Annotated in this window: 19 protein-coding genes; 14 read left to right on the top strand and 5 right to left on the bottom strand. The window is 36.6% G+C overall.

The genetic code is table 11. The annotated features are described in order from the left end of the window. Nucleotides 1-89 precede the first annotated feature (89 nt). The 3 genes from BN1066_RS02975 to mreBH form a co-directional block, all read right to left on the bottom strand. Nucleotides 90-1,298: an acyl-CoA dehydrogenase family protein gene (locus BN1066_RS02975; RefSeq protein WP_077318030.1), complete on the bottom strand. Its 1,209-nt coding sequence runs from the start codon at nucleotides 1,296-1,298 to the stop codon at nucleotides 90-92. Between the two features lie 16 nt (nucleotides 1,299-1,314). Beyond that, entirely contained in the window at nucleotides 1,315-2,469 is a 1,155-nt protein-coding gene (locus tag BN1066_RS02970) for a CaiB/BaiF CoA transferase family protein (RefSeq protein ID WP_077318029.1), read from the bottom strand. A 566-nt stretch (nucleotides 2,470-3,035) separates the two neighbouring features. Further along, nucleotides 3,036-4,043 carry a rod-share determining protein MreBH gene (gene mreBH / locus BN1066_RS02965; RefSeq protein WP_077318028.1) on the bottom strand — a complete coding sequence of 336 codons (1,008 nt, stop codon included), beginning with the start codon at nucleotides 4,041-4,043 and terminating at the stop codon, nucleotides 3,036-3,038. Nucleotides 4,044-4,650: 607 nt separating this feature from the next. On the opposite strand from mreBH, the gene BN1066_RS02960 reads away from it, so the two are divergent. The 3 genes from BN1066_RS02960 to BN1066_RS02950 all read left to right on the top strand — a co-directional run bounded on the left by BN1066_RS02960 (nucleotide 4,651) and on the right by BN1066_RS02950 (nucleotide 8,494). After that, nucleotides 4,651-5,439, top strand: a complete 789-nt coding sequence (locus BN1066_RS02960; protein ID WP_077318027.1) for a CAP domain-containing protein — start codon at nucleotides 4,651-4,653, stop codon at nucleotides 5,437-5,439. A 510-nt stretch (nucleotides 5,440-5,949) separates the two neighbouring features. Further along, complete coding sequence (locus BN1066_RS02955; protein WP_077318026.1) at nucleotides 5,950-6,717, top strand: lysophospholipid acyltransferase family protein; 768 nt, start codon at nucleotides 5,950-5,952, stop codon at nucleotides 6,715-6,717. A gap of 781 nt (nucleotides 6,718-7,498) precedes the next feature. Then, nucleotides 7,499-8,494: a glutaminase gene (locus BN1066_RS02950; RefSeq protein WP_077318025.1), complete on the top strand. Its 996-nt coding sequence runs from the start codon at nucleotides 7,499-7,501 to the stop codon at nucleotides 8,492-8,494. Between the two features lie 239 nt (nucleotides 8,495-8,733). On the opposite strand, the gene BN1066_RS02945 is transcribed toward BN1066_RS02950, so the two are convergent. Then, entirely contained in the window at nucleotides 8,734-10,080 is a 1,347-nt protein-coding gene (locus tag BN1066_RS02945; protein WP_077318024.1) for an alanine/glycine:cation symporter family protein, read from the bottom strand. A 377-nt stretch (nucleotides 10,081-10,457) separates the two neighbouring features. Here BN1066_RS02945 and BN1066_RS02940 point away from each other — a divergent pair, with 377 nt between their 5' ends. From BN1066_RS02940 to BN1066_RS02925, 4 genes are all read left to right on the top strand, one after another. Continuing rightward, nucleotides 10,458-10,931 (top strand): low molecular weight protein-tyrosine-phosphatase, encoded by a 474-nt coding sequence (locus BN1066_RS02940; protein ID WP_077318023.1) that lies wholly within the window; start codon nucleotides 10,458-10,460, stop codon nucleotides 10,929-10,931. Between the two features lie 12 nt (nucleotides 10,932-10,943). Next, nucleotides 10,944-11,240, top strand: a complete 297-nt coding sequence (locus BN1066_RS02935; RefSeq protein WP_077318022.1) for a hypothetical protein — start codon at nucleotides 10,944-10,946, stop codon at nucleotides 11,238-11,240. 83 nt (nucleotides 11,241-11,323) lie between these two features. Then, nucleotides 11,324-12,148 carry a YihY/virulence factor BrkB family protein gene (locus BN1066_RS02930; RefSeq protein WP_077318021.1) on the top strand — a complete coding sequence of 275 codons (825 nt, stop codon included), beginning with the start codon at nucleotides 11,324-11,326 and terminating at the stop codon, nucleotides 12,146-12,148. Nucleotides 12,149-12,200: 52 nt separating this feature from the next. Beyond that, on the top strand, nucleotides 12,201-13,016 hold the full coding sequence (locus BN1066_RS02925; protein ID WP_083953817.1) for an IS3 family transposase: 816 nt from the start codon (nucleotides 12,201-12,203) through the stop codon (nucleotides 13,014-13,016). Nucleotides 13,017-13,633: 617 nt separating this feature from the next. On the opposite strand, the gene BN1066_RS02920 is transcribed toward BN1066_RS02925, so the two are convergent. Next, the gene (locus BN1066_RS02920; RefSeq protein ID WP_425445265.1) at nucleotides 13,634-15,526 is read right to left on the bottom strand and encodes a heavy metal translocating P-type ATPase; all 1,893 of its coding nucleotides are present in this window, start codon (nucleotides 15,524-15,526) and stop codon (nucleotides 13,634-13,636) included. Between the two features lie 505 nt (nucleotides 15,527-16,031). Here BN1066_RS02920 and BN1066_RS02915 point away from each other — a divergent pair. The 7 genes from BN1066_RS02915 (at nucleotide 16,032) to mbcS (ending at nucleotide 24,099) form a co-directional block, all read left to right on the top strand. Next, nucleotides 16,032-16,907 (top strand): transporter substrate-binding domain-containing protein, encoded by an 876-nt coding sequence (locus tag BN1066_RS02915; RefSeq protein ID WP_077318019.1) that lies wholly within the window; start codon nucleotides 16,032-16,034, stop codon nucleotides 16,905-16,907. Nucleotides 16,908-17,164: 257 nt separating this feature from the next. Further along, the gene (locus tag BN1066_RS02910; protein WP_077318018.1) at nucleotides 17,165-17,866 is read left to right on the top strand and encodes an amino acid ABC transporter permease; all 702 of its coding nucleotides are present in this window, start codon (nucleotides 17,165-17,167) and stop codon (nucleotides 17,864-17,866) included. Between the two features lie 507 nt (nucleotides 17,867-18,373). After that, nucleotides 18,374-18,757 carry an OsmC family protein gene (locus BN1066_RS02905; RefSeq protein WP_077318017.1) on the top strand — a complete coding sequence of 128 codons (384 nt, stop codon included), beginning with the start codon at nucleotides 18,374-18,376 and terminating at the stop codon, nucleotides 18,755-18,757. A 72-nt stretch (nucleotides 18,758-18,829) separates the two neighbouring features. Continuing rightward, nucleotides 18,830-19,627 carry a YfkD famly protein gene (locus tag BN1066_RS02900; protein WP_077318016.1) on the top strand — a complete coding sequence of 266 codons (798 nt, stop codon included), beginning with the start codon at nucleotides 18,830-18,832 and terminating at the stop codon, nucleotides 19,625-19,627. 484 nt (nucleotides 19,628-20,111) lie between these two features. After that, nucleotides 20,112-21,422, top strand: coding sequence for a Na+/H+ antiporter family protein (locus tag BN1066_RS02895; protein ID WP_077318015.1), 1,311 nt, complete (start codon nucleotides 20,112-20,114; stop codon nucleotides 21,420-21,422). A gap of 63 nt (nucleotides 21,423-21,485) precedes the next feature. Beyond that, nucleotides 21,486-22,268, top strand: coding sequence for a delta-lactam-biosynthetic de-N-acetylase (gene pdaA / locus BN1066_RS02890; protein ID WP_143695749.1), 783 nt, complete (start codon nucleotides 21,486-21,488; stop codon nucleotides 22,266-22,268). Nucleotides 22,269-22,515: 247 nt separating this feature from the next. Then, nucleotides 22,516-24,099: an acyl-CoA synthetase MbcS gene (gene mbcS, locus BN1066_RS02885; protein ID WP_077318013.1), complete on the top strand. Its 1,584-nt coding sequence runs from the start codon at nucleotides 22,516-22,518 to the stop codon at nucleotides 24,097-24,099. The last annotated feature ends 7 nt before the right edge of the window (nucleotides 24,100-24,106 follow it).

Genomic DNA, 24,106 nt, shown 5'->3' with positions numbered 1-24,106 from the left:
GAAGACCTCCTTTTATTATTTTTGTGTCTAAGCTGATAACGTAACTAGACTAGCATTTCGCCAAAGGCTGGACGCTAGTCTCGTTTTCCTTAACTATTCGTATGCATGGTTTGCTTCCATGCCGGTAACATCTTGTTTAACGGTTTATCTTGGCGATATCCTAGAGCATATTCTGCTTGCATGATCGTATGGATTTCTCTTGTTCCTTCGTAAATAACCGGTGCTTTTGAATTACGTAAGTATCGCTCAACTGGATATTCATCTGAGAAACCGTACGCTCCATGAATTTGCACGGCATCATCAGCAGCTTTATTAGCAAGATCACAAGCTTGCCATTTTGCTAATGAGGTTTCTCTTGTATTTCGTTTTCCTTCATTTTTTAATTCACCTGCACGATAAACAAGCAAGCGGCTCATTTGCAGTCCAGCTTCCATATTAGCGATCATTTGTTGTACAAGCTGATGTTTCCCAATTTTTTTACCAAAGGTTTCCCGTTCATGACAGTATTTGATGCTAGCTTCTAAGCAAGCCATAATTTGCCCAACTGCCCCGGCTGCTACCGTGAATCGGCCATTATCTAAAGCAGACATAGCAATTTTAAAGCCTTCACCTTCTTCACCGAGCAAATTCTCCTTTGGAACCTTGATGTGGTCAAAGAAAATTTCTCCTGTATTTCCCGAGCGAATCCCGAGTTTCCCTTTAATTGCTTTTGAGGAGAAGCCTTCCCACTCTCTTTCAATAATAAAAGCGGAAATTCCTTTATGTTTTTCTGAGCGGTCTTTTGTGTAGGCAAAGACGATAAAATGGTCAGCAATATCACATAATGATATCCACGTTTTTTGCCCATTTAAAATATAATAATTTCCTTGTTTATATGCAGTGGCCTCCATTGCTGCTACATCAGACCCAGCGCTAGGTTCTGTTAAGCCGAAAGCGCCAATTTTTTCTCCTTTTGCTTGGGGAACGAGATACTTTTGCTTTTGTGTTTCTGTTCCCCATTGCAGTAGAGTCATACAATTCAACCCAGTATGAACGGAAACTGCTGTTCGAAAGGCTGTATCTCCTCTTTCAAGCTCTTCACAGACAATTGCAAGTGAATTATAATCCATGCCACTGCCGCCGTATTCTTCGGGAATACATACCCCCATTAAACCGAGTGTTGCTAGTTTATCAATAATTACCGGGTCGAATTTACCCTCTCGATCCCATTGGGCAATATAAGGCATGATTTCCTTATCGGTGAAGTTACGCACTGTATTTCTTAACATCATTTGTTCTACTGTAAAATGAAAGTTCATAAACTAACAACTCCTTTTATTCGCTTGCATAGTTTTTTTGATTTAAGATAATGTCATTATGTTCTCCTGGATTTGGAGGATGGTATCGATAGGAGACAGGTGTACGTGACATTTTTAACGGACTGCCAATCATGTTAATTGTTCCAATAGTAGGATGAGGCATTTCGACAAACATCTCTCGTGTTAATAGCTGTGGATCATTTACTACTTCAGCAATATGTTGGATTGGTCCAATTGGCACCCCCATTTCTCTGCATTTCTCTAACCAATAGGAGGTTGGCTTTTGCAAGAAATGGTCTTGGAGAATTTCAACTAATTCATTTCGATGAGCAACCCGGTCGGGATTCGATTGAAACCTTGGATCATGCTTGAGTGTGGAACTGCCAACTATTTCGCATAGTGCCTGAAATTGCCTATCATTTCCAGTAGCAATAACCATTTCACCATCTTTTGTGTGAAAAGTCTGATAAGGAACGATATTTGCATGTTGGTTACCAAGCTGCTTTGGAATTTCACCCGACATTAAATAATTACTGCCCATATTGATAAGGGCGCTCACTGCCGCATCATATAAAGCAATGTCGAGCTTTTGTCCTTTTTGTGATTGCGTTCTCTCCAACAAAGCTGCTTGAATTCCAATACATGCATACATGCCAGTCAATATATCAGTTATCGCGACCCCCATTTTTTGTGGACCTGTATCTTCGTTACCAGTTATACTCATCAGGCCACTCATCGCTTGAATGATAAAATCATAACCCGGCATATCTTTATAAGGTCCTGTTTCACCAAAGCCTGTAATGGAACAATAGATTAATTGTGGATTAATTTGAGAAAGAACATGGTAATCTAATCCAAAGCGTTCCATCGTGCCGGTGCGGAAGTTATTAATAATGACATCGCAATCTTTGACAAGCTCTTTGATCTGATCTGTTCCTTCTTTTGTTTTTAAATTTATTGTAATGCTCTTTTTATTTCGGTTGGCACAAAGATAATACGCACTTACTCCGTTTTGGAAAGGCGGCCCCCATTTTCGTGTTTCATCACTGCCTCCGGGAGCCTCCACTTTAATCACTTCAGCTCCAAGATCCCCTAAAATCATCGTGCAGTAGGGCCCGGCTAGTACACGTGATAAATCAAGGATTTTAATATGTTCTAAGGCACCCGCCATGTCTTCACTCCTTCATTCTAAATGGAATTAACTGTTTTGCCTGACAAACGTGATGTATCCGGCTTTCTTTGTATTACAACCACTAAAAATCGCCTGTAAATCCCCCCCATATGATTAACATATTAAGCTGGTATGAATTTTTTTCTGAAGTCAATGTAAATTCCATAGTTGTTCTTCCTATCTAGTAGATCATAGGCTTTCTGAGAAAATAAAAAGCCAATTCAACGTTAAATTACAATGCCTGTAATTTAAGATGAACTGGCTTTTATCTGTTGGAACAACTCTGGAATGGAGCTGTGAACAGATTAGGCAGTGATTGATAGGTTATTTCCAAAGTAGGAATAATGATTTCTTATTCTTCAGTATACTATGATCATATGAAAATGTAAACGGTTACTAAATAGTTTTTTAGAAAAAGATACCTTAAGAATAGGTGAATATCTTGGTTAAGAACATGACTTTCAAGAGTATTCAGTAAAAAACTTACATCCGCGGAGATTTTCCCCACGGATGCTGGATTAAATTTGTAACCCTTAACGGTTTGTTTGACTTATTAATATAGTAAACTATTTTATTGCCTTTTGTAGCTTGCTAATCATTTTTAAAGAACGCCCTGTTCCAATTGCTACAGATTCTAAAGGATTCGGAGCAAGGTGTACTGGAACGATCAATTCGGTAGATAACCACTCCTTCATACCATGTAAGAGTGCTCCGCCACCTGTTAATACAATCCCGTGATCGACTATATCTCCACTGAGCTCTGGAGGACAATTTTCTAATGTAGATCGAATGGTTTCAAGCACCTGCCCTAATGATTCTTTTAAAGCAAGATGTATTTCTTTAGACGTAATCGTAACGGTTTTTGGCAAACCAGTTACCATATCACGGCCGCGAATTTCCATTGTTTCTTCTTTATGATTAGGATGAGCATACCCGATTTCCATTTTAATATTTTCAGCTGTCCGTTCACCGATAAGGATATTATAAGTTTTTCGTATATGATGAATAATTTCTTCATCCATTTTGTCTCCACCAATACGAACAGAATTGCAAGATACAACTCCGCCAAAGGAAATAATGCCTACCTCTGACGTACCTCCACCGATATCCACCACTACACTAGCGATTGGTTCATCAACTGGTAAGTCAGCACCAATTGCAGCCGCAATCGGTTCTTCAATTAAATGCACCTGCTTTGCACCATAGCTTGTTACGGCATTATGGATAGCCCTCCGTTCCACAGTCGTGCTACCTGAAGGAGTGCACACGACTACGACTGGTTTACGCATTGACATACCAATCTTTTTACTTACTTTTTTCAAAAAAGCCCTTAGCATTTGTGTGGTTACATCATAATCAGCAATAACTCCGTCTTTTAATGGTCGGATTGGAATAATATTTTGCGGAGTTTTTCCAACCATTTCCTTTGCCTCTGTTCCAACAGCAACTACTTGCTTCGTATTGACATCAATAGCGACAACTGACGGCTCATTTAAAACGATTCCTTTTGATTTTGTGTATATTAAAATATTTGCAGTACCAAGGTCGATTCCAATTTCAGCAGTAGAAAACATAGTTTAATCCTCCATTGATAAAATATTCCTTATATAGCATTCTCTTAATAATAATCATTTTAGGGGGTACATAGACAAGTGTTAGTTATTGGTAATTATTATTTAATTAAATAGATTTATCTGTATTTTTGCCTTCAAATGATGCAAACGGTATGTAATCTATTGTTTTTTCCAATTCCTTAATCAAACCTAACTTTTCAAAAGCTTCCCTCACTTTATTTTGCATGGTCCTTAACTTATACGGTGTATTAAAAAGTAAGTTTCTCAGTATGAAATAAAATATAAATTGTCCAAACATTAATTATATAATACTTTTTTGTCGAAAGGAAATAGAATACGTAACATTTGTATTACAAATTAACGTATTTTGTAATAAATTTGAGTTTGCTAGTGTTTGTCAACCCCGTTTTTTTTGAAATTTCTACCTCCAAATTGAAATTTTACCTATTCTTTTGTTTTTAATATGTTGTGAATTCTAATAAACATAAGGCTTATGGAAAAGTGATGCTTGGCATTTTCCTGTTGGTAAGGCTTGCCATAATTATTACAAAAATTCCATGCTATGATTAGTTTGCACAAAACAAAACAAAAGGAGTGTGTAAGCAACATGTTTAAAAAGATAGGTGTAGCAGTAGCATTATCAACAGCCTTATTATTCGGGGGTGCTTTTTCTTCTTCCGCAAATGCTCAAGCCAAAGCGCCAGAACAAAATCAGTCGTTCAAAGCCTTCTATTCTATTAATGGAAATTGGCAAAGCCTTTCTAAAGACGAAGTAAATAACTTGTTTAATAAATATATGAAAAATGTACAGTCAAAACATAATAAACGTAACTGTACAAATCAAGCGAAAGCTCCTGAACAAAATCAGGAACAACCAATAGAGAAGCCAACTTCCCAAAATCCAGAAAAGGCAAATCAAGCTAACCCTAATCAAGAAAAAGCAGAACAACAGCCAAATACGAACACAGCAGAACAAGGTAAAACAGAAGAAAAGCAAGAACAGGCAAAAACAGGTGAATTAAGTCAGTTTGAACAAGAAGTTGTTGACTTAACGAATAAAGAAAGAGCAAAACAAGGCTTGCCAGCACTTAAAATAGATGCGGAGTTGAGTAAAGTAGCGCGTGAAAAGTCAAGAGATATGGCAGCTAATGGTTACTTTTCTCACAACAGCCCAACTTATGGTTCACCATTTGATATGATGAAACAATTCGGTATTCGTTATTCTACAGCCGGAGAAAATATTGCCAAAGGTCAACGTAGTCCACAAGAAGTTGTAAATGCTTGGATGAATAGTGAAGGCCACCGTGCGAATATTATGAACGCAAAATATACTCATATCGGAGTTGGCTATGTAGAGCAAGGCAATCATTGGACACAACAATTTATAGGTAAATAATATAGAATACTAGTTTTATCCTTGATGTAAGGTGCCGTAAGATTCCCACTTCAAGACCTGAGTTGATCCAAAAGGGTCTAAGTGTGAGAAAACGGCACCTAAAAGCGATTGGTAACTAAACATTCCGTGTTCCACGGAATAAGTTTCACTTTATATGACCTTTACTTGCAACGATGTGAGTAAAGGTTTTTTGTTCTGCTATAGGAAAGTATAAGATTTTGGGTTTATCGTATAAGAAAAACGACAGCTTTTCTAATAGAAAATTTTAAATCTTGTACATTGTAGATAATTTTCTTGACCAAATTATCCTGAAACTAAGATGCCGTAATATTCCCGCTTTAAAAGTTAAAGGAACACGGAGAAGTCTAATTTGGAGATAAAGGCACCTCCTTTATTACCGATTACTTAATCAATTCACTGTTTTCCAATAAATTAGAGATTACTCTTTTGCCCTTGCTGTTTTTAGCTACACAAATGTATAATATGCTATGGTGAAAGGAGTTATTAAAGATGATTCGAACATTAGCAATATACATATATGCTGGGCTGCTTGTACTTGGTACAATTTTTCAATTACTGAGGGCAAAGAAATTGAAAAAGAAGCTCAGTCATGAACAATTGTTTATTCAACCAAGTCGTGTCTCAAGAAAAGTATTTGAACGGACAGGCAGTACTGTTGAAGTTTATGGTCAAGAAAAGCTTCCGGAAGGGGCGGTTCTATTTGTAGCTAATCATCAAGGCTTATTTGATATATTGACCATTCTTGGTTATCTAGGCAAACCAGTTGGATTTATCGCAAAAAAAGAAATAAAAAGATTACCTATTATTGCCCCGTGGATGGAGCTAATACGTTGTGTCTTTATTGACAGAAAAGATCGCAGGCAATCAGTTAGATCAATTAATCAAGGAATAGAGAATTTGCGAAATGGTTATTCCATGGTGATTTTTCCGGAAGGTACCAGAAGTAGAGGAAATCAAGTTTACTCGTTTAAATCAGGCAGCTTTCGTTTAGCACTAAAGGCAAAGGTTCCGATTGTTCCAATTGCTATCGATGGTACCTATCGAATGCTTGAAGAACAGAATGGGAGAGTTAGCCCTGCTAGAGTTTCCTTAACAATTAAGGATCCAATCCATCCAGAAGAATATGCAGGGATGAAAAGTACAGAAATTGCCAAAAAGGTAGAACAAATCATTAGGAAACAGATAACACAGCATCAAGTTCAGAAAGAAAACCATTCAGTTAAACCTCCCCACCCACCTGTTAATGTGCAATTGTAATCGACCTACTATGATTAAACCGTACTTAATAGAAAAAACGCGTGAATTAATAGTTGCTGTTTTAAAGGGAAAAAGCAGTCAAGTATAAATGTTCCAAGGGTTTGGTAACAATGGTAAGTCTGCGAAACGTTAAAATACATAAAGCTTTTAGTCTGGAGTTAAGAGGGTACCCGAAAGCCTTTATCCTCTGTTTGCACTTGCGCTTTTAAGGTAAATATGAATGATTTACCTGCGTTTAGGTAAGAATAAATGAGAGATAAAGATGGAGAAAAAAGATTATTGGTTTTATAATACACGTAGAGTTTTGCTTTATTATCAATTTAAACCCCTTTTTACCCTGCATGTAAATGGCAGTAAGATCTGCTCTTTTATGCTACGAGGTGAAACATAAGGATCAATGGACGATCCAATTATAAATCAAATGTCTTTTAGGTCATCCCCTTGCGGTACGACAATGGGGATAAAAGAAAACCCCTACTGAATTAAAGATTTGCTTTATATGTTTAGGGTGGGGTAAGAATCGATTCGTCCATTCCATCTACGTATAAGTTAATGGCAGTTGCCAAGCTGACACACTGCTGGTCAGGACTCTTATTATCTATAGAAACCGTGGGAGTATGTAGCAAAGCGCTCACGGTTTAAAGTTTTGCTTTTTTGCGTCTCAAGAAAGGCTGAAATATCCGTTAAGAGGTTGAGGCTATTGCTAAAGAATTGCTTGCAGCGGGCATATTGCCGGTTGAGTTTTTCTTTAAGTGAGACATACAAATAATGAGGTGATCGCATGGTTCAAGGAACAGTGAACTGGAATACAGAAATTACGCAAGAGTGGCTGCAATCCTATGTCGACGACTGGGTCAAATTTTATAAAAAAGAAACAAAACAAGGGGAGGTTGCATCCTACATCCCCATTTTAAAAAAAGCCAATCCAAACCATTTAGGAATCACGATCGTAGGGAAAAATGGGATGACGATTCGTTCAGGAGATGTTGACATTCCTTTTACGATTCAAAGCATTTCTAAGGTTTTCAGTTTTATTGTTGCTTGTATGGAAAGAGGAGTGTCCTATGTACTAGATCGAGTTGATGTAGAACCGGCGGGAGAAGCGTTTAATTCAATTATGCATTTAGAAATGCGTAAATTAAAAAAACCATTTAATCCATTTATAAACGCTGGTGCTATCACCGTAACATCATTACTAAAAGGTAAGACACCCGAAGAAAAGCTGGAGCCGATCTTCCAACTGTTTGAGAAAGCTCTTGGCCATCGTCCGCGCCTAAACTATGATGTTTACGAGTCAGAAAGAGATACTTCAATAAGAAACCGCGCTATTGGATATTATTTACTTGAACTTGGTTACTTGGAATCGGATTTGGAATTAACACTAGACACATATTTTAAACAATGTTCCATTGAAGTTACGTTAGACGATTTAGCAATCCTTGGGTTATTGCTAGCGAATGATGGGATTAACTCAAAGACAGACGAAGAAGTTATTCCAAGAAATGTTGTCCGTCTTGTTAAGTCTTTAATGCTGACATGTGGAATGTATGATGCTTCTGGAAAATTTGCCGCATATGTTGGTATACCAGCTAAAAGTGGTGTATCAGGTGGAATAATCGCTTTAGCACCACCAAGAGTTAGAAGTGAGGTTTTACCGTTTATTGACGGTTGTGGAATCGGTGTATACGGTCCGGCATTAGATGAAAAAGGAAATAGTATTGCTGGAATTAAATTGCTTAAGCATATTGCAATGAAATGGGATTTGAGTATATTTTAAACCAACAGATAACTTTAGTTAAAAGAAGTAACCAAAAAAACTTAAAAGGACGGGCGTTAATCCGAATGTAAGGTTCCGTAAGACTCCCACCTCGAGAGTTGAGGACAACACAAAAAAGTCTAAGTGGGAGATAAACGGCACCTAAATTTCCGATTGGTTCAAGGGCCTTTAGGTCATCCCCTTGTGGTACCAACCATGAGTGGGGAATGAAAGAAAACCCCTACTCATGGAGTTTCACTTTATCGTCCTTTTGCCAATCGTTCTTCTTCCTTAGCAACTTTTAAAAATTTCTTCGTTTCATAAACGACTACACCTGATAATCCTAACAGTCCAATTAAGTTAGGGACAGCCATTAATGCGTTCATAATGTCTGAAACACCCCATACGATATCAAGCTTTTCCATCGAACCATATAAAAGCGCAAGTACAAATACAATTCGATAATAAGGAATGGCTTTATCGGTAAAGAGATAGGAAAAGCATTTTTCTCCATAATAAGACCAGCCAACAATCGTAGAAAATGCAAATAAAATAATTGCGATGGTAACGATATATTCACCTGCATCCCCAAGGAACATAGAAAAAGATGCAGTCGTTAAATCTCCACCAGACAAATCGCCTTGATACATATCCGCCATTAAGATAGTGATTGCAGTAATGGAACAAACGATAATTGTATCGAAAAACACCTGTGTCATAGAGACTAGGGCTTGACGGCCTGGGTAATCCGTTTTGGCAGCAGCTGCGGCAATCGGTGCAGAACCTAAACCGGCTTCATTGGAAAATACACCTCGTGCAACTCCATAACGAATAACTGTTCCTAAAATACCTCCCCCTAGCGCACTCCCACTAAAAGCGTCGGTAAAAATTAACCCGATAACACCCGGGACAACCTCAAGGTTTAAGAATACGATAACCAATCCGCCAATAACGTAAAATAAAGCCATAATCGGAACTAAAAAAGCGGTGACTCGACCAATCCCTTTAATTCCCCCAAGAATAACCAATCCAACTAATAAGGTTAAAATAATACCTGTGGCTATAGGTGGGACTTGAAATGAATTATCCAATGCATCAGAAACAGCCTTTGATTGTACCATATTACCAATACCAAATGCTGCAATTGATCCGAAGATTGCGAAAATAATGCCAAGCCATTTTGCTTTTAATCCTCTTTCTAAGTAGTACATTGGTCCACCAGACATTTGTCCTTTACTGTTCTCCACTCTATATTTAACTGCTAGTACAGCTTCTGCGTATTTCGTTGCCATACCGAATAAAGCGGAAACCCACATCCAAAACACGGCACCAGGCCCGCCGAGAACGACAGCTGTTGCTACACCAACGATATTACCAGTTCCTATCGTAGCAGCCATGGCAGTAGTCAATGCTTGATAATGACTAATATCTCCTTTAGACTTTTTGTCTTGTTTACTAGGGCTGAAGGTTAATTTAATTGCATAAGGCAAAGTGCGAAATTGAAAAAAGCCTAAACGAAGGGTTAAATATAAACCAGTCCCTAGAATTAAGATTAATGTAGGTGGTCCCCAAACAAAGCTGCTTATCTTGTTAACCACATCCATCATATTTATTACCCCCTTTTTTTCTTTTTAATAAAATATTCCGAAAAACAAGTATAGATGTCAAGAACTTTTTTTATTGTAGGAAAGCATAAAGACTTCGGGTTTATCGTATAAGAAAACGACAGCTTTCGCGATAAAGACTTGGCGATAAGCCAAGTTTTTCTAAGAATAGTTTGGAAAAAATGACATCAGGATTATTCGAAAACAGCAGTCGGCAAATGTTAAAGACAAGAGAGGCAGGATAAATAAATTTTATTTAATTTAGGGACAAAAAACAACATATTATTACAATAAAATTGAATTTTAAATAGAAACCTTTGCCGTTAAAAGAGAAGTTGCTTATAATAGAGTAGAATATTTACTTAAAAGCAGGTGGTAAGATGATACGCGTCATGTTTGTTTGTCTGGGGAACATTTGCCGCTCGCCAATGGCAGAAGCGATTTTTTGTGATTTAATAAAAAAAGAACAATTAAACGATAAAATAACAGTAGATTCTGCCGGTACCGGGGGATGGCATATAGGAAATCCACCACATCCTAAGACGATTGCTATTTTAAAAAAACACAACATTTCTACAGAGGGTCTAGTAGCTCAGCAAATTAGTAAACAGGATAAGGACAAGATTGATTATATTATTGCGATGGATGAGCAAAATAAACAAGACTTGCTACAGCTTTTTGGCGAGGACGATTCTATAGAATTTGCCAAGCTAATGGACTTTGTTGATGAAACTGCGGAAAAAGATGTTCCTGATCCTTATTTTACAGGGAATTTTACATATACATATGAATTAATTTCCAAAGGTTGTCATCAATTATTACAGTATTTAAAAGATAAACATTCGATTTCATAAGGAGCGATAATGATGGGAAAAAGAAAATTTGTAATCGGGGTATTTCTTGGAGCTACAGTAGGCGGACTGCTTAGTTTACTCGATAAGGATACAAGAACCTATACAAAAGATAAACTAACACGAGTGAAAGCTGGGACAAGCTATGCAATCAAAAATCCATCTGACGCTGTGCATAGTGTACGAACCGCCTTTACTTCATTTAATCAAGCATTTTCAAAAGGTGCAGAAAATGCCATAAGTACATTGGAGCAAGTAGAGACAACGTTAGAAAAAATGACGAATAAAAATAAGCTAGATCGAATAGAGTAGATTAACTGATTAATTCTCATCTGTACTAACCGTTGTTTAACGCTTATTGTTAAACGTTAGGGAACATATTTAGGAGTAAGATGATGTTAAAAAAAGTTGTATGGTTTGGAAAACAGCTATATCAACGAATGTTAGAAATAGATGTCTTTGGCTTAGCTGCTCAATTAGCGTATTTTTTGCTCTTGTCGCTATTTCCTTTTCTACTATTTTTAGTGACGCTTATTGGTTATCTACCTGTGGATGAGCTGACTGTATTGGATACTATTTCTGCATATGTGCCACCGCAAATTTATGATCTGATTTCTACAAATGTGGAACAGTTAGTGCGTAAACAAAATGGCGGTATGCTTTCCTTTGGAATAATTGCCACGTTATGGGCAGCATCTAACGGTGTAAATGCTCTGATGAGGGGATTTAACCATGCTTATGAAGTGGATGAAAACCGGTCTTTCATTGTATCAAGACTTATCGCTATTGTATTAACTGTAGCGATGGTAGCAATTATTATTATCGCTTTACTTTTACCGATATTTGGCAGACTGGTCGGTATCTATTTATTTTCCTTTGTTGGACTATCTGAAGGATTCATTCAAGTGTGGGAAACGCTTCGTTGGGTTGTTTCTTCCGTTGTTTTCTTTATTGTTTTTCTAGCTTTGTACACGTTAGCACCAAATAAACAAATTTATATAAGAAATGCGATTCCTGGTGCTTTATTTGCAACGGTTACTTGGCAATTAGTGTCACTTGGATTTTCTTATTATGTAAGTAATATTGGTAACTATTCCGCAACATATGGCAGCCTTGGGACAGTTATTGCTTTAATGATTTGGTTTTATCTATCCGGGATAATTATTTTAACAGGTGGCTTAGTTAATTCCATAATCAGAAAAAATAAGTTGGAAAAATAAAAGATTGTTTTCCACTATCATTTTTTGCTAAAATAAAAGCTTCATAAGGCAGATGNTTCGTTTACTTTGTGAAATCGCGGGAATTGCACGTTCTGCATACTATAAGTGGCTAAATCGTACTCCTTCATCCAGAGAAATACAGAATAAAGAAATTATCAAAGAGGTGCAAATACTCCATGAAAAAGTGGGTGGTATATTTGGTTATCGTCAAATGACCCTTCACATGAATAGAAAGTTCGAGGAGAAACTTAATCATAAAAGAATCTATCGGTTGATGAAAGTGGCTGGATTACGCTCTGTCATTCGTGTCAAGAAGAAGCGATATAAACGCTCTACACCTCAACATGTGGCAGACAATATATTAAATCGTGAATTCCAAGCCGAAAAACCAAATGAAAAATGGGTAACGGACGTTACAGAATTTAAGTATGACCAATCAAAAAAGGCCTATTTAAGTGCGATTCGTGATCTTTATGACGGATCCATTATAAGTTATGTTCTAGGACATTCCAACAATAATCAACTTGTATTTAAGACACTTGATCAAGCCACAGTACTATTGAATGAAGAACAGCCTCTTATCCATAGTGACCGTGGATTCCAATACACCTCTAAAGGGTTCAAACGTAAAATAGATGCGGCAGAGATGACACAAAGCATGTCACGAGTTGGTCGGTGTATTGATAATGGACCAATGGAGTCTTTTTTTGGGACACTGAAATGTGAGAAGTATTATTTACATAAATATAAAACATTTGAGGAACTTACTACTGCGATAGATGAGTATATTCATTTTTATAATTATGAAAGGTATCAAAAGCGATTAAACGGCCTTAGCCCTATGGAATATAGAGCTAAAGCCACTTAAATCTTTTTTATTATTTCCACTGTCTACTTGACAGGGGGCAGTTCAATGTCCTATGAGGCTTTTATTTGTTATTTAGGAAACGATGTCTGTTTGTATATGGTAGAACTTTTTGAAAAATATCTTCGTCATCTCGCTTATATACTCGTACTGCTAGCATACTTCGATCTGCTTCCTACGATAAGTTAATATCAACTCGAATCTAAAGGAAGGTTACGAAAATGGGCTTGCTATCAACATCGGCATACCATTGTTGAGGGGTGTGTTTCTCTTAACCCGGAAGGTAAGGAGCCGTATTTCTCTGGAAAAATCTGCTTATATTTTGCAAACTTTATGAGAGAAACGGCTCCTAAATTCCCGACTTTTAGGGGACAGGGCAAGAAACACTACGCCAACATTACATCGCGCGCAGAAAAAGTGTTTTTCTTTTTCAAGGAGAAAAGCACTCCTTAAATGAAGTTTCACTGTATCTCGTCAGGAGATCCGCCAGTTTGTACGCCGCTAACCGAATATATGCGCTTTTGTTCTACTATAAGGAAGTATAAAATTTTAGGCTTTATCGTATAAGAAAAACGATTGCTTTCGCCATAAAGACTTGGCGACAAGTCAAGTTTTTTTAATTATTTTAATAATCGTAATCCATTTAGTATAACTAAAATGGTGCTTCCTTCATGTCCGATCACACCTAATGGTAAATCGAGAATTTGTAGGAAGTTGGACGCAATAAGAACGGCTATCACTCCAAGGGAGAAGAAAATATTCTGCTTCACAATTCGATTCATTTTTTTGGATGTTTGGATAGCATTGGTAATTTTAGTAAGGTCATTTTTCATTAACACAACATCAGCCGTTTCTAAGGCAACATCGGTTCCCTCTCCCATCGCTATTCCGATATTCGCCGTAGCTAAAGCTGGGCCGTCATTAATGCCGTCTCCAACCATGGAGACATGTTCATACGCTTCTTTTAGTTTTTTAATATGAACTACCTTTTCATTAGGTAAACAATTAGCTATATAATGTTCAATTCCTGCTTCATCAGCGATCGCTTTTGCGGTAAGCTCATGATCGCCGGTAAGCATAATCGTATGGATTCCTTCCTTTTTTAATAATTGTATTGCTTCAATACTGTCTTTTCTTACAGTATCCTTGAGTGCAAATAAAGCTATTACATGGTCTGCCTTTTTAATGTAAACAATCGTTTTTCCTTCAGAGGCTAGTAATCTTTTAGTCTCTTCAAAGTACTGCTCTTCACCAATATAATCCGGTTTTCCCATTTTCCAAGTTTCGCCATTTACTGTGGTGGTAATTCCATTTCCTGCGATAGTAGAAACTTGTAAGTCCAAATCATCTGTAGCAGTTCCTTCATTTGTACAATAGTTAACAATTGCCTGTGCAAGCGGGTGGGTAGATTCTTGTTCCATGGCCATAGACATCTGTAAAACTTGTTCTTTTTGGTAATCCGGATGAACATGGAAGTCCGTTACTTCCGGTTTTCCTTTTGTTAATGTTCCAGTTTTATCAAATGCTATTGCTTGGATGTGTCCAATATTTTCTACATGAACGCCACCTTTAAATAAAATACCAGATCTTGCACTTTTAGAAATAGCCGATAATGTAGCTGGCATGATCGATGCAACAAGAGCACACGGAGAGGCGACAACGAGCAAAATCATTGCACGATAAATACTTTCTTGCAAACTCCAACTAAAAATTAAATATGGAATAAACATCATCAGCACAACAACGACTAAAACTATTTTTACATAGGCATCTTCAAATCGTTCAATAAAAAGCTGGGCAGGTGATTTTTCTTCTTTGGCCGATTGAATCATTTGAATAATTTGCTGGAATAATGTTTGATTAGCTGGTTTTGTTATTTTTATAGAAATGGATCCGTCCAATGCTACTGTTCCGGCAAATACTTCATTGCTTATCTCTTTTCTCACTGGAATCGATTCACCAGTTATTGCACTTTCGTCAATAGAAGTTGTTCCTTGAACAATTTCACCATCTGCAGGAATCCGTTCACCGGCTCGAACGTAAATAATATCGTTAATCTCCAAGCTGGAAACAGGTACAATTTCTCGTTTATCATTGTTTATTAGCAGTGCTTCTTCAGGCTGTAACTTCATAAGTGAAGATATTTCTTTATTACTTTTGTTCATGGTATATGTTTCCAATGCACCGGATAGAGCGAAAATAAAGATTAAAACAGCGCCTTCAGTCCAATAACCGATAGCAGCCGAGCCTATCGCTGCAAAAATCATCAACATTTCCACATTCAGTTCTTTATTGCGTATCGTTTCTGTTATTCCTTCTTTAGCTTTCGCATAACCTCCGATGACAAAGGCGATAAGATGGAGGATGATCCAAAGCGTTTCCGAAAGATAATCTGCTAGTGACCAGGTGATTAAGATAAGTAATCCACTTAATAATGCAGCAATTAGTTCTCTGTGTTCAACAACTTTTTTGATGAAAATAGAATTACGTTGACTACTCGTATTTTCTGACATACATTGCATCTCCTATCAATAATACTATTATCTCAATTAAGGTACCGTAGTTCACCGTGTAGCATTCTATGCTATATAAAGCAGGAAACGAACCTTAAATATCTGCATAATTAGGTCAACATCAACAGATAAGCTTGTTGAATTACATCCACGTAATAAAAGATTTTTCTTTTTTAGACAAGAAAAACTTCGACAACGACATATTGCAATTTTTCAAGGATACTCGAGATTTTATTTTTTGTTCTATTTCTTATCAGTAGGGGATGAAGGAAAAGCCCTCACTAAATGTAGTTCCGCAATATTCTTTGTCTTGCTTCTTATACATGCTATGATAAAATCTTCTTTACTATAATTTATAATAGTTATTATTTAATATATATTATTATGTTATCATTATAACGAATAAAGTCAAGGAAATTTATATATCTATTTTAATTTTAATTATTAAAAGCAATCTGTTACAATCCTTAATGTACTTATTATTATAACAGGAAGAGTGATGAATATGAATTTCTTAAAGCAGGTGTCATTATTTATTATTATTTTGGTTTTATTGGCTGCATGTTCTAACACTAAGAATAATGAGAATAGCCAAAAAGACAAAGGGGGAACAGATAGTAAATGGGCGGAAATACAAAAAAAGGGGGAGCTCGTTGTTGGTACTTCAGGAACACTAATCGCAGCTTCCTATTATGATAATGAAGAAAAAAAAGAACAATTAACTGGCTATGATGTTGAAGTGATGAAGGAAATAGCGCAGCGTCTTGATTTAAAAATTTCCTTTGAAATCATGGGAATTGACAGCATGCTCCCAGCTGTGAAAAGCGGAAGAATAGATGTAGCTGCTAATGATATTGAAGCTACAGATAAACGAAAAGAATCCTTTAATTTTAGTGAACCGTATAAATATTCATATTCCACAATGGTTGTACGGAAAAAAGATAATTCAGGAATTGAATCACTGGAAGATTTAAAAGGTAAAAAAGCTGGTGGAGGTGCAACTACTATTTATAGCCAAATTGCTGAGCATTTTGGTGCTGAAGTTATAACTTACGGAAATGCACCTAATGAAGCATATTTACGTGATGTGCATAATGGACGAACGGACGTTGTTGTTAATGACTATTATTTATCCAAATTTGGTGTAGCAGGATTTCCTGAATTTGATATTCACTTGCACCCAAACTTAAAATTCCATCCCACGGAACAAGCTATCGTCATTCCTAAAGGTGCAGACATGCTAACTGAAGAAATTAACAATGCATTAACAGAAATGCGTAAAGATGGTACGCTATCTAAGCTTGCTAAAAAGTTTTATCAAGAGGATGCGTCACAAAAGCCTAAAGGTGAAATTCAAGAAATAGAAGGAATCAATTTATAAAAAATTTATCCCATATAAGGTGCCGTAATACTCCCACTTTAAGAGTGTAGGCAATACGAGAAGTAGGCGTGAGAAAACGGCACCTAAATGCCCGATTCGTTCATCTAACATTTATTGGTAAAAGCCCCAAGAAATGAAGTTTCACTTTATCCTTAAAGCCGTTTTAATTGGCTATAAAGGATCTTTGCAAGCCGTCGTCACTTAAAAAAATCGAGATGTTAAACCGGTAATAAAGCATTAGTAAACCTAGGGGAGATATGATGGCTATTAAGAATATTGATTTAGGTAATTTGTTTAATGTACAATTAGCAATTGAAAATTTTCCATTTGTAATAAGTGGTTTACCGATGACATTGCTTATTTCCATTGTTGGTATGTTAATGGGTTTAATACTGGGGTTAGTTCTAGCTTTAGCTAGAAGCTCAAGATGGATTATTTTACGGTGGCCAGCACGAGTGTACATTTCATTTATGCGTGGAACACCGATGCTCGTTTTTCTGTTTATCCTTTATTTCGGACTGCCGGTTATTCGGGTTGAATTGACAGCGATAACCGCTGCTTGCTTAGGGTTTGGGTTAAATAGTGCAGCTTATATTGCAGAGATTAATCGTGCTTCTTTAAACAGTATTGATAAAGGACAATGGGAGTCTGCCAAAGCATTAAATTTAACTTATTGGCAAACATTGCGAAAAGTGATATTGCCTCAAGCAACGAGAATTGCTATTCCTCCATTAACGAATGTATTTATGGATCTGATCAAGGCTACTTCGTTAGCGGCTGTAATTACTGTTCCAGAGCTTTTTCAGAAAGCGCAAATTGTTGGTGGAAGAGAATTTGATGTCATGACGATGTATATACTTGTAGCTTTAATCTATTGGCCCATTTGTATACTTATTTCGTTTGTTCAAGACCGCCTAGAAGCTCATTATAGTAAGTTCGTTACAGCTAGTGGCATTTAAATTTGCTTTAGTATCTATTAAGTGCAATATATTCCTTCCAAGCAAAAGAGCAGTTAAAAAACTCATTTTGCTTGTTGTGCAGATGGAGTGTTTACTTTTTTCATTAGATAGACCTTCTTTGTTTTTATCCCGCATGTAAGGTGCCGTAATACTCCCACTTCAAGAGCCTTGAGTTGATACAAAATGGTCTAAGTGTGAGAAAACGGCACCTAAATGCCCGATTCGTTCAAGCTAACATTCAGTAGGAGATGGAAGAAAACTCCTACTGAATGAAGTTTCACTTTATCTCACATTAAAAGATTTCTACTTCAATTGTTATCGAAGGATGCAGAGACAAGCGCCACTGAATGAGATTTTAGGCTTTTATGGAGTAAAGGTAACAAAAGATCCCAATTTTGACGAATAATAGTAAAAAGGATTTTAACAGGCTAATTACTGGGAAGGGTGCGGTAAAATCGTTTATGATAGTACAAGATAAGCATGCTTTAATGAATGGAGGAATAGATAATGGAGTTCGACTTAAGGGAGCACGGTTTTAAAACGGATTTAGAGTATGGGCAACTTGATATTTCTGGGAATGCCCAATTTGGTTTCCGCCCTTATCAGCTAATGGTAGCATCGATTGCTAGCTGCAGTGGATCTGTGTTTCGAAAAATCCTCGATAAACAGCGTATTCAAATAGAGGATATGCGAATAAAAGCAAATATTGTAAGGAATGAAGTAGAAGCAAATAGAATTGAAAAAATAACCTTGCTTTTTATGATAAAAGGTCATCAATTAGATGAAGGAAAGTTATCTAAAAGTTTAAAGATTGCACGAAAAAATTGTTCTATGATTCGCTCAGTAGAAAATAGTATTCAAATTGAAGAGAAAATAGAGGTAATGGAGTAAAACACTAATATTTTCAAGGTATAAAATTCATATGTCAGAAAGAAACTAAAGAAAAAAGAAAGGGTTTGACATATGAATAAACGAAGTCAATTATACTTCTTCATCATGGTAATCTTGCTTGCTTCCGTTTTTTCAATGAATAGTATAAGCGCAGCAAAGAATAAAAAGGAGTCCTTTGAGATTCCCAATCATGTGTTGAATATCTCGAAAGATAATACATTCCCTAATTCGACAGAGGATGAAGAGGTTATTGAGCCTAGTGAACTTACAAAAGAATTAATGGACGATCTAAAAATTAAAATTGAAAATCCCGTACTAATTAAGATGTTAAATGAGACTAGTTTAAATCCTTCACCTATCGCTATCGGATATCGAGGAATGGTCTATTTAGGACGGTGGCCATTAAATTATGAGTCGTTAGAAACAACAATTAATTGGGAATATCAAGAGATCAATAAAAATGAGCTTAATAATATAAGTGGGGATGAACAGCAAGAGTTGAATTATGTACAGCAAGAGCAAAAAGAGGTGAAGGGTGCGTTAACCAATAAAATTAACGATCCCTCTGATGTGAAAAAGATGATGCTGTTAAAATCGAAAGAAAAAACAAAACTACCTCTTTCCTATGAGACCGTTATTGGTAAAAATACGAAAAAAGATAATACGTATAAAGTACCTGTTGATAAAACTGCTGTACTATCTTCCTATGCGCCGGCAGTGAACGAAAAAGGTCAGGTTACTTTTGGAGAAGTCTATTTGCAGCTAAAGGGATCGAAAAAATCAATCGTCATTAAAAATGTTACGAAGCAAGGTATAGGAGCATGGATACCTATTCAAGATCATGTGTCATTTTCCTATCGTTTGAAATAATTTTTTCTGGCGGTACCAACAACATTAACTTTATCCCGCATGTAAGGCGCCGTAATACTCCCTCTTCAAGAGTTAAAGGAACACAGAGAAGTCAAAGTGGTAGAAAACGGCACCTAAATGCCCGATTGGTTTAAGGGCCTTTAGGTCATACCCTTGTAATACTAACATTCCGTTTAAAAAGCGTTCCACGGAATGAAGTTTTACTTTATTTAATTCGCATCTAAGATTGCATTAGGATTTTACTTCGAGAGAAAAGCACTTTTTGAATGAAGTTACACTGTATTTACTTCTCATTTATTTGTATACATTCGATGATCAAGGCGATGTTAAGCTACCGTTAACTTCGGTAGCTTAATTAAATATGAATATTTTCTTGCAACAAAAAATAATCTGAAGTAAAAGAAAATGAAAATAAAGGTTGATTTTTTCTCTTTAATACTTTATCATGATAAAGTATTAAAGAGAAAGAAAGTGGGGAACAAGCATGGAATGGGTTGTTGTTATATCTGTTCTTATGATGACAATATTAAGTTTATTACGTGTTAACGTTATTATTGCAATTATTGCTGCAGCAATAACAGCGGGTTTATTATCAGGTTTAGATTTAGTAGAGTCTGTCGACTTATTAGTTAGTGGAATGGGAGGTGGAGCGAATACAGCCCTTAGTTATATCCTATTAGGAGCTTTTGCTGTAGCCATTAGTTATACAGGAATCACGTCTTTATTAGTAAATTTTTTAATCCGAGTTTTAACTGGTAAAAAGACGATGATGGTATTAGTCATTGCTGGTGTAGCCTCCTTGTCTCAAAATTTAATCCCTGTGCATATTGCATTTATCCCAATATTAATTCCACCATTATTAACCTTATTTGATAAAATGCGATTAGATCGTCGGGCAGTTGCAGCTGCACTAACTTTTGGAGTAAAGGCGCCTTATATTCTCATTCCAGCGGGCTTTGGTTTAATTTTTCATGAAACTATTGTAGAAGGGATGAATCAAAATGGTGCGAGTGTTACGGTTAGTGAATCAGCTTTATCTATGCTCATCCCTGGATCAGGAATGATTGTAGGTTTATTAATAGCAGTTTTATTCACGTATCGAAAAGATCGGCTCTATCCAGGAAGTACGGAAAATGTTCAAGATATAGGGGCTGAAGAGATAAAAAAAAGCACAGTGTTTACCAAACAGCACTTTTTTACGCTTGTAGCGATAACCGCTGCCTTAGTAATTCAGATTATCACGCAAAATTTAGTTGTCGGTGCATTGACAGGCCTTGTTTTAATGTTTGCTTTTTCAACGGTTCCGTTCAGTAAAGGTGATCGGGTTGTAACCGAAGGCATCGGAATGATGGGTACGATCGCTTTTGTTATGTTGATTGCTTCAGGGTATGGACATATTTTAACAGAAACTGGTGCGGTAAATGCTTTAGTAGAAGCAACATCGGGCTTTTTGGGCGAAAACAAGCCATTGATTGCATTTATTCTATTGTTAGTTGGTTTAATCGTAACAATTGGTATCGGTTCTTCTTTTGGAACGATTCCAATTCTAGCATCATTATATGTACCTATTTGCTTGGCAGCAGGATTTTCTCCGATAGCTACAGCAGCTTTAATAGGAACAGCTGGTGCATTAGGTGATGCAGGTTCCCCTGCGTCTGATAGCACCCTTGGACCGACTTCAGGGCTAAATGCGGATGGAAACCATCACCATATTTGGGATACGGTAGTTCCAACGTTTATTCATTATAATATACCATTATTTTTATTTGGTTGGGTTGCAGCAATTATTTTGTAGGAATAAAAATCAAGCAAACGGAACATAGTAAAACCAAAAAACAGGTGATCAATTGTGAAAAAAATTAATGTTTGTTTCGTACTTGTTTGGCTTACTATTTCCGTTATTCTTATTCCGTCTGTAGCTGCCAGCGGCTATGGTTGGGGATATAGCAGAAATAACAATCACGAGATTCCGGATATAGGAAAATATAAAACGATGTTAGACGCTTATGGTTCTTATTATGTAGATGATTCAGGTGAAAAAAATGTATATTTAACATTTGATAATGGTTATGAACAAGGATATACAGCCGATATTCTTCAAGTATTAAAAAAACATGGTGTTCCTGCAACTTTTTTCGTTACTGGACATTATGTGAAAAGTGAATCAGATTTAGTTAAGCGAATGGTGGATGAAGGACATATTATCGGGAATCACTCTTACCATCATCCGGATTTTTCGATAATGACAAGAGCAAGTATTAAAAAGGAATTAGAAGATTTAGAAGCTGCAGTTGCTGAGGTTTCTGATCAAAAAGATATGAAATATTTGCGTCCACCGAGAGGAATGTTCAGTAAAAAAACACTAAAGTGGGCTAATGAATTAGGGTACATTCATGTATTTTGGTCTTTAGCGTTTAAGGATTGGGAGACAAATAAACAAAAAGGATGGAAGTATGCTTATGAACAGACAATGAAGCAAATTCATCCAGGAGCGATTATTTTACTGCACACTGTTTCGTCTGATAATGCTCAAGCTTTGGATAAAATCATTAAAGAATTGAAAAAGCAAGGTTATACTTTTAAAAGTTTAGATGATCTTGTTTTAAAAGACCAATTACCTGAACCGATTTACGGCTACTAGAGGAAGGTAAGGCACTTTCTTGTCTTATAAGAAGTTGAAAATACAACTCGAGTCTTTAATCTTCTAGGGGTATCTTGTTAAGATTTCCACTCGCAACAAATAGTTGCCATTTAAACTTATCAAATACTCCGATTGGAACTTACGCTCTTAAGGAAAATAAAGTTTTTTCTTTAAGGGCGTTTTAATTATTAAGTTATTTAAAATTTTCATAACTTTTGATATAATTTTAAAAAAGGAGTGGATGAGATTGAACAGAGAGGCATTAATTGCTCCGGATCATTATAATATCGCGATGGAAATGGAGCGCCATGCACAAGATCCAGAAAAACTAGCCTTAATTATGGAGGATCATTCAGGAGATACTCACACACTTACATATAGGGAGCTTATAAAAAGGGCAAATCAAATTGGAAACGTTTTCCTTGATAGTGGATTGAAAAAAGGAGATAAAATTTTAGTCATGTTACCGCGCTTATTAGCAGCTTATGAAGTATATTTAGCAGCACTGAAAACCGGTATTATTATTATTCCAAGTTCTGAGATGTTACGGACAAAGGACTTACAATATCGTATTACACATGGCGGAGTTAGCGGGGTTGTCAGCTATTATCCTTATGTTGATCAATTTACTGGTATTCAAGAATACGGTCAGCTGATTAAATTTGTGATTGGAAAGACTGAAGATAACTGGTTTTATTTGGATGGACTAATAGACGATGCTAGTAATCGTTTAGAAATTGTTTCTACTAGTAAAGATGATATTGCTTTTTTGCCATACACATCCGGAACAACTGGTAATCCAAAAGGTGTTGTACATACTCATGGCTGGGGATATGCCCATTTTAAAATTGCAGCTCATCATTGGTTGGCGATTAACGAGGGAGATCGAGTTTGGGCGACAGCCAGCCCGGGCTGGCAAAAATGGGTGTGGAGCCCATTTCTTTCTGTCCTTGGTTCTGGAGCAACCGGGTTTGTCTATAACGGAAAATTTAGTGCCAATAAACACTTACAATTACTAGCTGATTACCAGATTAATGTACTCTGTAGTACACCTACAGAATATCGGATGATGGCAAAAGCTGATAACCTTGATAAGTATCAATTACCCGCATTGCATAGCGCTGTTTCAGCTGGTGAACCATTAAATGTTGAAGTCATTAATACATTTAAACGGTATTTTAATATAACGGTTCGTGATGGTTATGGCCAGACAGAAAATACATTATTACTTGGATTTTTAAAAGATATGGAGGTGAAACCTGGATCCATGGGAAAACCAACACCAGGTAATGAGGTCGATATTATTGACGAAGATGGCAAGCTCGTTGCTTCAGGTGAAGTAGGTGACATTGCTGTAAAACTTGATTGTCCTGCCCTTTTTAAAGAATATTATAAGGATACCGAACGTACTAAGAGATCAAGGCGAGGAGACTATTATATTACTGGTGACCAAGCTTATAAGGATAAAGACGGTTACTTTTGGTTTGAAGGAAGAAGGGATGATATTATCATTAGCTCCGGTTATACAATAGGTCCATTTGAAGTGGAAGATGCGCTTGTAAAGCATCCGGTGGTTCAAGAATGTGCAGTAATTGCGAGTCCGGATGAAATACGTGGAAACATTGTGAAGGCTTTTATTGTTCTAAAAGAAGGAGTTCAACCAACGGATGACTTAATAACCGAGCTGCAAAATCATGTAAAAGCAATGACAGGTCCCTATAAATATCCAAGAAAAATTGAGTTCATTCATGAACTGCCGAAAACGCCCTCCGGAAAAACGCGTAGAGTCATTTTACGACAACAAGAACAATTAAAACCGGAAGTAGATTAGAAACAGA

The organism is Virgibacillus proomii (genome assembly GCF_900162615.1).
Classification (GTDB): domain Bacteria; phylum Bacillota; class Bacilli; order Bacillales; family Amphibacillaceae; genus Virgibacillus; species Virgibacillus proomii.
Note: the sequence above shows the minus strand (reverse complement) of the source record. Positions and strands in the feature narration are given on the sequence as shown.

Bases quoted from the DNA above. Each gene is read 5' to 3' on its own strand.
- BN1066_RS02975 (WP_077318030.1), bottom strand. From the start codon at position 1,298: ATGAACTTTCATTTTACAGTAGAACAAATGATGTTAAGAAATACAGTG.
- BN1066_RS02970 (WP_077318029.1), bottom strand. From the start codon at position 2,469: ATGGCGGGTGCCTTAGAACATATTAAAATCCTTGATTTATCACGTGTA.
- mreBH (WP_077318028.1), bottom strand. From the start codon at position 4,043: ATGTTTTCTACTGCTGAAATTGGAATCGACCTTGGTACTGCAAATATT.
- BN1066_RS02960 (WP_077318027.1), top strand. From the start codon at position 4,651: ATGTTTAAAAAGATAGGTGTAGCAGTAGCATTATCAACAGCCTTATTA.
- BN1066_RS02955 (WP_077318026.1), top strand. From the start codon at position 5,950: ATGATTCGAACATTAGCAATATACATATATGCTGGGCTGCTTGTACTT.
- BN1066_RS02950 (WP_077318025.1), top strand. From the start codon at position 7,499: ATGGTTCAAGGAACAGTGAACTGGAATACAGAAATTACGCAAGAGTGG.
- BN1066_RS02945 (WP_077318024.1), bottom strand. From the start codon at position 10,080: ATGATGGATGTGGTTAACAAGATAAGCAGCTTTGTTTGGGGACCACCT.
- BN1066_RS02940 (WP_077318023.1), top strand. From the start codon at position 10,458: ATGATACGCGTCATGTTTGTTTGTCTGGGGAACATTTGCCGCTCGCCA.
- BN1066_RS02935 (WP_077318022.1), top strand. From the start codon at position 10,944: ATGGGAAAAAGAAAATTTGTAATCGGGGTATTTCTTGGAGCTACAGTA.
- BN1066_RS02930 (WP_077318021.1), top strand. From the start codon at position 11,324: ATGTTAAAAAAAGTTGTATGGTTTGGAAAACAGCTATATCAACGAATG.
- BN1066_RS02920 (WP_425445265.1), bottom strand. From the start codon at position 15,526: ATGTCAGAAAATACGAGTAGTCAACGTAATTCTATTTTCATCAAAAAA.
- BN1066_RS02915 (WP_077318019.1), top strand. From the start codon at position 16,032: ATGAATTTCTTAAAGCAGGTGTCATTATTTATTATTATTTTGGTTTTA.
- BN1066_RS02910 (WP_077318018.1), top strand. From the start codon at position 17,165: ATGATGGCTATTAAGAATATTGATTTAGGTAATTTGTTTAATGTACAA.
- BN1066_RS02905 (WP_077318017.1), top strand. From the start codon at position 18,374: ATGGAGTTCGACTTAAGGGAGCACGGTTTTAAAACGGATTTAGAGTAT.
- BN1066_RS02900 (WP_077318016.1), top strand. From the start codon at position 18,830: ATGAATAAACGAAGTCAATTATACTTCTTCATCATGGTAATCTTGCTT.
- BN1066_RS02895 (WP_077318015.1), top strand. From the start codon at position 20,112: ATGGAATGGGTTGTTGTTATATCTGTTCTTATGATGACAATATTAAGT.